The 9,831-nt window shown below is 74.0% G+C and carries 9 protein-coding genes and 1 pseudogene; 6 read left to right on the top strand and 4 right to left on the bottom strand.

What is annotated here, in order from left to right; genetic code table 11:
• On the bottom strand, positions 1 to 510 hold a 510-nt coding region (locus QZX64_RS04475), incomplete at its 3' end, for an NADPH-dependent FMN reductase (protein ID WP_295657314.1).
• A gap of 37 nt (positions 511 to 547) precedes the next feature.
• Positions 548 to 853 (bottom strand): hypothetical protein, encoded by a 306-nt coding sequence (locus QZX64_RS04480; RefSeq protein WP_295657316.1) that lies wholly within the window; start codon positions 851 to 853, stop codon positions 548 to 550.
• A gap of 79 nt (positions 854 to 932) precedes the next feature.
• Here QZX64_RS04480 and QZX64_RS04485 point away from each other — a divergent pair, with 79 nt between their 5' ends.
• Together QZX64_RS04485 and QZX64_RS04490 are read left to right on the top strand one after the other, a co-directional pair.
• Positions 933 to 1,526, top strand: a complete 594-nt coding sequence (locus tag QZX64_RS04485) for a TetR/AcrR family transcriptional regulator (RefSeq protein ID WP_295657318.1) — start codon at positions 933 to 935, stop codon at positions 1,524 to 1,526.
• Positions 1,519 to 2,601: a DNA glycosylase AlkZ-like family protein gene (locus QZX64_RS04490; RefSeq protein WP_295657319.1), complete on the top strand. Its 1,083-nt coding sequence runs from the start codon at positions 1,519 to 1,521 to the stop codon at positions 2,599 to 2,601. The genes QZX64_RS04485 and QZX64_RS04490 overlap by 8 nt, the downstream gene beginning before the upstream one ends.
• Positions 2,602 to 2,607: 6 nt before the next feature.
• Here the strand turns inward: QZX64_RS04490 and cimA are convergent, their stop codons facing one another.
• Together cimA and QZX64_RS04500 are read right to left on the bottom strand one after the other, a co-directional pair.
• Positions 2,608 to 4,194: a citramalate synthase gene (cimA, locus tag QZX64_RS04495; protein ID WP_295657320.1), complete on the bottom strand. Its 1,587-nt coding sequence runs from the start codon at positions 4,192 to 4,194 to the stop codon at positions 2,608 to 2,610.
• A gap of 185 nt (positions 4,195 to 4,379) precedes the next feature.
• Positions 4,380 to 5,927 carry a serine/threonine-protein kinase gene (locus QZX64_RS04500; RefSeq protein WP_295657322.1) on the bottom strand — a complete coding sequence of 516 codons (1,548 nt, stop codon included), beginning with the start codon at positions 5,925 to 5,927 and terminating at the stop codon, positions 4,380 to 4,382.
• 109 nt (positions 5,928 to 6,036) lie between these two features.
• Here QZX64_RS04500 and QZX64_RS04505 point away from each other — a divergent pair, with 109 nt between their 5' ends.
• From QZX64_RS04505 to QZX64_RS04520, 4 genes and pseudogenes are all read left to right on the top strand, one after another.
• Positions 6,037 to 7,092 carry an iron ABC transporter permease gene (locus QZX64_RS04505; protein WP_295657323.1) on the top strand — a complete coding sequence of 352 codons (1,056 nt, stop codon included), beginning with the start codon at positions 6,037 to 6,039 and terminating at the stop codon, positions 7,090 to 7,092.
• Complete coding sequence (locus QZX64_RS04510) at positions 7,089 to 8,159, top strand: iron chelate uptake ABC transporter family permease subunit (protein WP_295657324.1); 1,071 nt, start codon at positions 7,089 to 7,091, stop codon at positions 8,157 to 8,159. The genes QZX64_RS04505 and QZX64_RS04510 overlap by 4 nt, the downstream gene beginning before the upstream one ends.
• Positions 8,156 to 9,010 (top strand): ABC transporter ATP-binding protein, encoded by an 855-nt coding sequence (locus tag QZX64_RS04515; protein ID WP_295657326.1) that lies wholly within the window; start codon positions 8,156 to 8,158, stop codon positions 9,008 to 9,010. The genes QZX64_RS04510 and QZX64_RS04515 overlap by 4 nt, the downstream gene beginning before the upstream one ends.
• Before the next feature lie 478 nt (positions 9,011 to 9,488).
• Positions 9,489 to 9,716 (top strand): annotated as a pseudogene (locus QZX64_RS04520) (VOC family protein); the annotation flags it as partial.
• Between the last annotated feature and the right edge of the window lie 115 nt (positions 9,717 to 9,831).

Here is a 9,831-nt window from a genome sequence, read left to right on the forward strand (position 1 = left end):
GCGGAGCGCACCCAGCAGGGTGTCTACGATCTCCTGGTCGGCGAGAATGTCGCCGCTCATGGCCGGCTGCGAGACGACGATGTCGGCGCGGACCACGGCACCGGCGATGCCGGCGGAGCGGCGGGCGTCGTCGTGCGACCACTTGCCGCCGTACGGCGTGGGAGTGGCACCGACCACGGCGAACGGCTTGCCGGCGATGGCGCCGGCACCGTACGGCCGGGAGAGCCAGTCGATGGCGTTGTTGAGCACGGCCGGCATGGTGCCGTTGTACTCGGGGGTCACCGCGAGCACGCGGTCGGCGCCGGCGACGAGGTCGCGCAGCGCCTGCGCGGCGGCGGGAGCCTGCCCGGCGTCGATCTCCTCGTTGTAGAACGGGATCTCGCCGAGGCCCTCGGCGATCTGGACGGACACGCCGGCCGGCGCGTTGTCGCGCAGGGTCTCGGCGATGCGGCGGTTGAGGGAGTCGGCACGCAGGCTGCCGACGAGGACGACGACGCGGGTCTCGGACACGGTGGGCTCCTCGGTGCGGTGGATAGTCATGACTGCCTCAACCGGACCACGGTCCGCTTCTATTCCCGGCTGTGCCGCCACCCTCGAACGACGGCAGGCCGGGGCCCCGCGGGTCGTCGAGGCCGATCTCGTGGCCCGACCTGATCCGGCGCGCTGTCTCCTCCAGCCAGGCGTGGTCGGCGGTGCGCAGGCCGCGCACGGCGAGCACGTCGCGCAGGTGTCGCACCACGTCCGTGCCGACGTCCCGGCCGTATGCCTCGGCGGTGGACGCCACCGCCTCGGCGACCACCTCGTGCTCCGGAGTGGGGGCACCCATCAGGTCCTGCTCGCTCTCGGGATCCATGCCGCCCGGTGTCCTGGAGCGGCCCGTTGCACGCTCACGGCTCCCCGCACGGGGGGCGGTCACGCCTAGGCTGGCGGGCGTGCCGATCCACCTGCCGCGTGCCGACGAGCCCGCGCCCGAGCGCGCCGACGCGGCGCGCAACCGGGAGGCGCTGCTGGGCGCCGCGGAGCGTCTCATCGATCACTGCGGCGTCGAGGGCGTGACCATGGACGCCGTGGCCGCCGAGGCGGGGGTGGGCAAGGGCACGGTCTTCCGGCGGTTCGAGAGCCGCGAGGGGCTCATGGGCGCGCTGCTCAACCGGTCGGAGACCGCCTGGCAGGCCGCGGTGCTGTCCGGTCCGCCACCACTGGGCCCAGGGGCGGCACCGATGGACCGGCTGCTCGCCTTCGGGCACTCACGCATCCAGCTCAACCTGACCCACGCCCACCTGATCCGAGCCGCGGGCGGCTCGGGCTCACGGGCGTACGCCGCGGTCTCGTTCACCGCCATGCACGTGCGCCACCTCCTCGGCGAGCTGCAGGTCCGGGGAGACGTCGCCATGCTGGCCACCGCCCTCATCGCGCCGCTGGAGGTGACGATCCTGACCCAGCAGGTGGAGATCGAGCACGTCCCGGTCGATCGGATCGCGGCCGGCTGGGACGACCTCGTGCGCCGGGTGGTGGGCCGTGGCTGACCGGTCGGTGACCCGCGAGCAGGTGCTCCGCTACCGCGTCCACGCCCAGGCCCTCGACGCGCCGCGGGCGCGCGCAGACTCCCCGGTCCTCGACCTCGGTGTGCAGGACACCGGTCCGGACGGCGCTGCCTGGGCGCTGGAGCTGCGCCGCTGCTCCGTGCCCGCCGACGAGCTCCTGCTGGCGTGGACCCTGCGCGGCGCACCGCACCTCTACCGCCGTGCGGACGCGGCCGCGGTCGCCGCCGCGACGTGGCCGTGGAGCGACGCCGACGCCGGCAAGCGGATCTTCGACGCGGCCGCTCCGCTGCGCACGGCCGGGATCGGCGTCCTCGACGCCCTCGAGACCGTGGCCGTCCAGATGCGCGACGTCGTCCGGCGGCCGACGGTCAAGGGCGAGCTGTCGTCGGCCCTCACCCAGCGGCTCGACGAGCCCTTTCTCCGCTGGTGCGACCCCTGCGGGGCCACGCACACCTACGAGCAGCCGTTCCGCATCGCCTGCCTGCACGCCGGGCTGGAGCTCGAGCCGGGCACCTCTCCCCCGGTGCTGCGCCGCATCCCCGGGTGGCGCGGGCCGGCGAAGCGGGTGCCCGCGCGCCTCGACCCCGTGCGGGCCGTCCTGCACCTGCTCGGCCCCAGCACCCCGAGGCTGGTGGCGGGCTACCTCGACACCACGGTCGCGGAGGTGCGGGCCCGCTGGCCCGACGACGTGGTGCCCGTGACCGTCGAGGGCAGCCGGTCGGAGCTGCTGGTCGACGACGAGGCCGCCCTGCACGACCCGCCGGCCGCCGACGGCGTGCTGCTGCTGGGTCCGTTCGACCTCCTCCTCCAGGGCCGCGACCGCGAGCTGGTGCTGCCCGACGCGACGGCCCGCAAGGACCTGTGGCGCGCCCTCGGCCGCCCCGGCGCCGTGCTCGAGGGGCACGAGCCGGTCGGCTCGTGGCGGCCGCGCACCTCCGGCTCGAGGCTCACCGTGAGCGTCGAGATGTGGTCCGGCGGCGACCCGCCCCCGGGCCTCGCCGAGCAGGGCGAGCGGCTCGCCGCCTTCCGCGGCAAGACCTTCGCCGGCCTGGCCTGAGCCGGGTCAGCCCGCGGCCTGCTGGCGCCGGAGGCCGAAGGTGAGCCCGTCGAGCAGCGCACCCCACGAGGCCTCGATGACGTTGTGCCCCACGCCCACCGTCACCCAGGTCGACTCCCCGTCGGAGGTCTCGATGAGCACCCGCGTGACCGCGTCGGTGCCGTGGCCCTGGTCGAGGATGCGCACCTTGTAGTCGATCAGCTCGAACTGCGCGACCTCCGGGAACGCCTGGCCGATGGCCTCCCGCAGCGCCGCGTCGAGCGCGTTGACCGGTCCGTTGCCCTCCCCGGTGACGACGTAGCGCACCTCGGCGGCCCGCAGCTTCACCGTCGCCTCGGAGACCGCCTCGGCGCCCGGCCGGGTCTCGGTGATGACGCGCCACGACTCCACGTCGAAGTACGACGGCCGCCGGCCCTCGACCTCCTCCACCAGGAGCAGCTCGAACGACGCGTCGGCCGCCTCGAAGGTGTAGCCGCGCTGCTCGAGGTCCTTGACGCGCGCGGTCACCCGCGTGACGAGGTCCCGGTCGCCGGAGAGGTCGAAGCCCAGCTCCCTGCCCTTGAGCTCGATCGACGCGCGCCCGGCCATGTCGGAGACGAGCAGCCTCATGTCGTTGCCGACCCCGAGCGGGTCCATGTGCTGGTAGAGGTCGGGGTCGACCTTGATGGCGCTGGCGTGCAGGCCGGCCTTGTGAGTGAACGCCGAGGTGCCGACGTAGGGCTGGCGCGAGGCGGGCGGGAAGTTCGTCACCTCCGCCACGGCGTGGGCGATGCGGGTCGCGTCGCGGAGCAGCCCGCTCGGCAGCACCCGGCGGTCCAGCTTCAGCTCCAGGTTGGCGACCACGCTCACGAGGTCGGCGTTGCCGGTGCGCTCGCCGTACCCGTTGATCGTGCCCTGCACGTGCGTGGCGCCCGCGTCGACCGCGGCCAGGGTGTTGGCCACCGCGCACCCGGTGTCGTTGTGGCAGTGGATGCCCACCCGCACGCCGGTGGTCTCGATGACGTCGTGGACGACGTCGGAGACCCAGCCGGGCAGCATGCCGCCGTTGGTGTCGCACAGCGCGATGACCGCGGCGCCCGCGTCGTAGGCCGTGCGCAGCACCTCGAGCGCGTAGTCCCGGTTGTCGCGGTAGCCGTCGAAGAAGTGCTCGGCGTCCAGGAAGACCGCCTGGCCCTCCTCACGCAGGTGGGTGACGGTGTCGCGGACCATGGCCAGGTTCTCCGCCAGCGTGGTGCGCAGCGCGAGGTCGACGTGCCGGTCGTGGGACTTGGCGACCAGGGTGACGACCGAGGCACCGCTGTCGCGCAGCGCCGCGATGCCGGGGTCGTCCGCCGCGCGGACGCCGGCGCGGCGGGTGGAGCCGAAGGCCGCGAGTCGCGCGTGCCGCAGGTCGAGCTCGGTGCTGGCGCGGCGGAAGAACTCGGTGTCCTTGGGGTTCGCCCCGGGCCATCCGCCCTCGATGTAGCCGACGCCCAGCCCGTCGAGGTGCCGGGCGATCGCCAGCTTGTCGGCCACCGAGAGGTTGAGCCCCTCCTGCTGCGCCCCGTCGCGCAGCGTCGTGTCGTAGACGTGGAAGTCACCCTGGAGGTCCATGGTCGCTCTCTCGTGTGGTGCGGACGGGGCCGGAAATGGAGAAGACCTCCCGGTGGACGAGAGGTCGGCGCGGCGGGGTGGACCCGTCGCGCTAGGGGATGAGGCTGCCGGGCTGGTGCACGTCGGTCATGCTGCCACGGACCGGCGGCCCCGGGCCGGGGTCTCGTGATCCGGGCGGGGCCGCCTCAGCGGAGGAGCGAGAACGGGTCGTCCTGTGCCGGCGCCCACGAGATGCCCCGGCTGGTGGCCAGCGAGCCGAGCGCGGCGGCCAGCGCCAGCACCAGAGCGACGGCGACCAGCCACGGGACGGGCCGCGCCGCCAGCGGGTGCACGACCCGCTGCAGCGGCCGGCGGACGCGCGACCCGCCGGGACCGAACCACAGCCCTCCGGCGAGCGCGCCACCGCAGAGCCCGAGGGTGGGCACCGCACCGGTCGCCGCCGCGAAGCACAGCAGCGCCACGGCAGCGGCGACGCCTCCCGCCCAGAGGGTCAGCAGGACGGTCCCGGGTAGGCCGGCCGCGACGTGCCAGGGCGTCGCGAGCATGGTCTGCGGACCGTCGTACCACCTGGCACCGCGCAGCCGGCGGCGGTCGCCCGCCGCGGACGCGGCCAGCGAGCCGCTGCGCAGCAGCCACGTGAGCAGGAAGATGCCGGCGACGGCGAGGTACGGCGCGAGGGCGACCGCACCACCAGCCACGGCGGCGAGCGACAGCAGGGTCCCGAAGCGGCGCAGCCGCTCGCCGAGCGGCGCCCGCCCCTGCACCGGCACGTCGGGTCCGCCCTCGGCGTGCTCGTGCCGGGTCGGGCTCTCGGCCCGGCCCGCGGCGGCGACCGCCAGCGGCAGGGTGAACGGGTCCGGGTCGACCAGCCGCAGGGGCTCGGTCACCGGGTCGGCCGGCGGATCGAGGACCCGGCTGCCCCGGGGGTCGGTGAGCCACGCGACCAGGTCGGGCAGCGTCGGGCGCCGCGTGGGGTCGGGGTCCAGCGCGGCGAGGAGGACGTCGCGCAGGGGGTCGTCGAGGCCGGCGAGGTCGTGCTGCCCCCGGCGGACCCGGTCCATGATCGCCATCGCCGGCCCGCGGCCGAACGGCGCGCGGCCGAGGCCGGCGAACGCCACGGTCGCCGCCCACGAGTGCACGTCGGAGGCGGTCGTGGCGTCGTCGCCGTACAGGATCTCGGGGGCGAGGTAGCCCGGCGTGCCGAGCAGCCACCCGGTGTGGGTGATCTTGGGGTCCTCGGCGACCCGGGCGAGGCCGAAGTCGATGAGGATGGGCGTGCGGCCCTCCATCAGCACGTTCGAGGGCTTGATGTCGCGGTGCAGCACCCCGACGGCGTGCACCGCCGTCAGCGCCTCGGCCAGGCAGCGGGCCACCCAGTGCAGGTCGTCGCCGAGGATCGGGCCGGACTCGTCCACCTCGTCGTGCAGGGAGAGCCCCGGCACGTAGCGGGTGGCGACGTAGGGGATGTCGCCCCACGGGTCGGCGTCGACGATCTCGGCCACCCGGCTGCTGCGGATGCGCGAGAGGGAGCTGACCTCGCGGGCCAGCCGCGCCCTGGTCTCGTCGTCACCGACGACGTGCGGCCGCAGCACCTTGAGGGCCACCCGGGGGCCGCCCGGCCGCTGGGCCAGGTGGACGACCCCCATGCCGCCCTCACCGAGACGGGTGAGGAGGGCGTAGCCGCCGACGGTCAGCCCTGGCGGCGGAGTCCGCGGACGCGGGGAGGTCGTCACGTCCCGAGGCTACCCGCGGCGGGGCCGTTCGACCGGACTCGCGCCCCCATGTCGAAGGCCCGGAGGCATTTGGTTAGGCTTGCCTAACTAGCCTTCGGAGAGGGAATCGATGTCCACCACCGCCGCCGCCGGCGTCGCCCGCGCGGGCCGGCCCCGCGAGGACGTGCGCCGGCCACGCCACGGGTCGCCGCTCGGCGTGCTGGTGCTCGCGCTGGTCGTCGCCGCGGCCGGCCTGCTCAGCCTGGTGGTCGGCAGCCGCAGCATCGCGCCGGGCACCGTGCTCGACGTCCTCCTCCGGCCCGACGGCTCGGAGGTCTCCACGATCGTGCACGGCCTGCGGGTGCCCCGCACCGTGCTCGGGCTCGCGGTCGGAGCGGCCCTCGGCGTCGCCGGGGCGCTGATGCAGGGGCACACCCGCAACCCGCTCGCCGAGCCCGGCCTGCTGGGCGTCTCCTCGGGCGCCGCCTTCGCCGTCGTGCTGAGCATCCACGTCCTGGGTGTCTCGGACACCGCCGGCTACGCCTGGTTCGCGCTCGTCGGAGCCGGGCTCGCCTCCGTCGCGGTGTTCGCGATCGGCTCGACGCGCCGTGGGCCCGACCCGGTCTCGCTCGTCCTCGCCGGCGCCGCGATCACCGCCCTGCTCGCCTCGCTGACCCAGGCCGTCGTGCTGCGCGACGTCGACGTGCTCGACTCCTACCGCTTCTGGGTGGTGGGCTCCACCGCCGGCCGCGGCACGGACGTGCTCCGGCAGGTGGCCCCCTTCCTCGCCGCCGGCCTGTTGCTGGCCGCGACCAGCGCCCCCGGCCTGAACCTGCTCCAGCTCGGCGACGACGTCGCCCGCTCCCTCGGCATGCACCCGGCGCGCCACAAGGTGCTGGGGGTCACCGCCGTGATGCTGCTGGCCGGCGGCGCCACGGCCGCCTGCGGCCCGATCGCCTTCCTCGGCCTCGTGGTGCCGCACCTGGCGCGCTTCCTGACCGGCCCCGACTACCGCTGGGTCGTGCCGTACGCCGGCCTCCTCGGCGCGCTGCTCCTCGTGCTCACCGACACGCTCGGCCGGGTCATCGCCCGCCCCGGCGAGGTGCAGGTCGGCATCGTGATGGCGCTGGTCGGTGGCCCGATCTTCGTGCTGCTCGTGCGACGGACGCGGATGGTGCGGCTGTGACGACCCTGTCGGCCCCCCTGCGCCTGGGGCCCACCTCGTGGCTGGTGCCGCTGCGGGCACTCGCCGTCTCCGTGGCCGGCCTGCTGCTCCTCGGCCTCCTGGTGGCGCTCGACCTGGCACTGGGCGACTTCCCCCTCCCGGTCGCCGAGGTGCTCACCACGCTGCTCGGGCAGGGCGACGCCGGCCAGGAGTTCATCGTCCTGGACCTGCGCCTCCCGCAGACCCTCGTCGCGGTGCTGACCGGCGCCGCCCTCGGGCTCTCCGGGGCCCTGACCCAGACCTTCGCCCGCAACCCGCTGGCCAGCCCCGACATCCTCGGCGTCACCGAGGGCGCGGCCGCCGGCGCGGTGGCCGTGATCGTGCTGACCGGCGTGACCGGCTACTCCGGCGGCCTGGTCGGCGGCACCCTCCAGGCGGTCGGCCTGCCCCTCGCGGCGTTCGTGGGCGCGCTGCTCACCGCCACGCTGCTCTACGTGCTGTCGTGGCGGCGCGGCATCGACGGCCAGCGCCTCGTGCTGGTCGGCATCGGCCTCGGCGCGGCGCTGATGGCGCTGACCTCGTGGCTGCTCGTCCGCGCCCGCATCGAGGACGCCGCCAGCGCCCAGGTCTGGCTCAGCGGCTCCCTCACCGGTCGCGGCTGGGACCAGGCCACTCCCCTGGTCTGGACCCTCGCCGTCCTGGTGCCGGTCTCGCTCCTGCTGGTCCGCACCCTCAACGCCCTCCAGCTCGGCGACGAGCCGGCACGCGGCCTGGGCGTGCGGCTCCAGACCACCCAGCTGCTCACCCTGCTGGCCGCGGTCGGCCTGGCCGCGGTCGCCGTCAGCGCGGTAGGACCGCTGGAGTTCGTCGCGTTCGTGGTGCCCCAGGTCGCGCTGCGCCTCGTCGGCGGCTCGCGCCCGCCGGTGGTCGCCTCGATGGTGTACGGCGCCTGCCTGGTCGTCGGCGCCGACCTGATCACCCGCGTGGTGCTGCCCTTCGCCATGCCCGCCGGGCTCGTCACCGCGGCCATCGGCGCGCCGTACCTCATCTGGCTGCTCCTCCGAGCGAACACGAAGGTGACCGCATGACCTCCACCAATCTCATCGGTGCCCGCCTGCGCGCGGAGTCCGTGACCGTCGGGTACGGCGCCGAGCCGGTCGTGCGCGACCTCAGCCTGGCGATCCCCGACGGGAAGGTCACCACGATCATCGGCCCCAACGGGTGCGGGAAGTCGACGCTGCTGCGCACGATGGCCCGGCTGCTGTCGCCGACCTCGGGCCGGGTGGTGCTCGACGACCGGCCGCTCGACGCCATCCCCACCCGCGAGATCGCGACCCGGATGGCCCTGCTGCCGCAGTCGCCCGTCGCTCCCGAGGGGCTCCTCGTGCGGGACCTCGTCGGCCGCGGCCGGCACCCCCACCAGCGGTGGTTTCGCCAGTGGTCGCCCCAGGACGAGGACGTCGTCGACGCGGCGCTGGCCATGACCGACACCCTCGACCTGCGCGACCGGCCGCTCGACCAGCTCTCCGGCGGCCAGCGCCAGCGCGCCTGGATCGCGATGACGCTGGCCCAGGACACCGAGCTGATGCTTCTCGACGAGCCGACGACCTACCTCGACCTCGCCCACCAGGTGGAGGTCCTCGACCTGGTCACGCGCCTCAACCGCGGGCGCGGCCGCACCGTCGCGATGGTGCTGCACGACCTCAACCTCGCGGCCCGCTACAGCGACCTCATCGTCGTGATGAGGGCGGGCGTCGTGGTCGAGCAGGGCAGCCCCACCGACGTCTTCACCCCCGACCTGCTCAGCACCGTCTTCGGCCTCGACGCCGACGTGCTGGCCGACCCCCGCACCGGGCTGCCGATCGTCGTCCCGACGTCCTCGGCGGCGCACCCCACGGCACCGCACCCCCACACCCTCATGCCGGGAGCCGCTCGCTGACTGCCTGTTCCTGCTCCGTCGCTGCCCACTCGATGGCGGTCTTGCCGCCGCGCCCGATCTGATTGCCACCCGAGCCACGAGGGCGAGGAGCCTGAGATGACGTACGGATCAGGGACGAGGCGCAGACGGAGAGGGAACAGGTCATCGCCGCGGTCGTCGGCGTAGTGCGGTTCGGCTCCGCACTCGGCGTCACACCGCCGCATGTCGGCGCAACTACGGAACCGACCGCGTGCGGCACGATGACGCATGGCGCCTTCGTTCCCGGGTGACCTTTTGGCAACTGGCGATCGATGCTAACGACCCGCCCGGACTGGCTCGTTTCTGGGCAGTGGCGTTGGGCTATCAGCCCGTTCCGCCGATCGACTCGCTCACCACTTGGAACGCGCACTACCGCGGCCGACTTGGGAAGGACCCAGCCCTTGGTGACCGCATCTTCGATCCGGCCGGGGTCGGCCCACCCATCTGATTTCAGAAGGTTCCTGAGTCAAAAACCGGGAAAAATCGGCTCCATCTCGATCTGTATCCCACCGGCCGCGACGACAGATTGACGATGGAAGGACGAGTCGAGATCGTCGAAGCGAAGGTTGCCGAACTGGTGCGTCTTGGCGCAACGGTGGATCGGCGAACGAAAGGCGACAAGCCACGTGACTTGTTGTACTACGTCGTCCTGCGCGACCCGGAAGGCAACGAGTTCTGCGTGAGCTGACCCTCATCGAGCCCCGGCAACAGTCAGCGTCTACCGCCGTCTGTCGGTACAGGAGGCCGGCGAGCGCAGCGAGAACCGGTGGGTGTCCCTTTCCTTTAGCGGAAGGGACACCCAG

This window comes from uncultured Nocardioides sp. (assembly GCF_902805925.1).
Classification (GTDB): Bacteria; Actinomycetota; Actinomycetes; order Propionibacteriales; family Nocardioidaceae; genus Nocardioides.

Bases quoted from the DNA above. Each gene is read 5' to 3' on its own strand.
- QZX64_RS04480 (WP_295657316.1), bottom strand. From the start codon at position 853: ATGGATCCCGAGAGCGAGCAGGACCTGATGGGTGCCCCCACTCCGGAG.
- cimA (WP_295657320.1), bottom strand. From the start codon at position 4,194: ATGGACCTCCAGGGTGACTTCCACGTCTACGACACGACGCTGCGCGAC.
- QZX64_RS04505 (WP_295657323.1), top strand. From the start codon at position 6,037: ATGTCCACCACCGCCGCCGCCGGCGTCGCCCGCGCGGGCCGGCCCCGC.
- QZX64_RS04515 (WP_295657326.1), top strand. From the start codon at position 8,156: ATGACCTCCACCAATCTCATCGGTGCCCGCCTGCGCGCGGAGTCCGTG.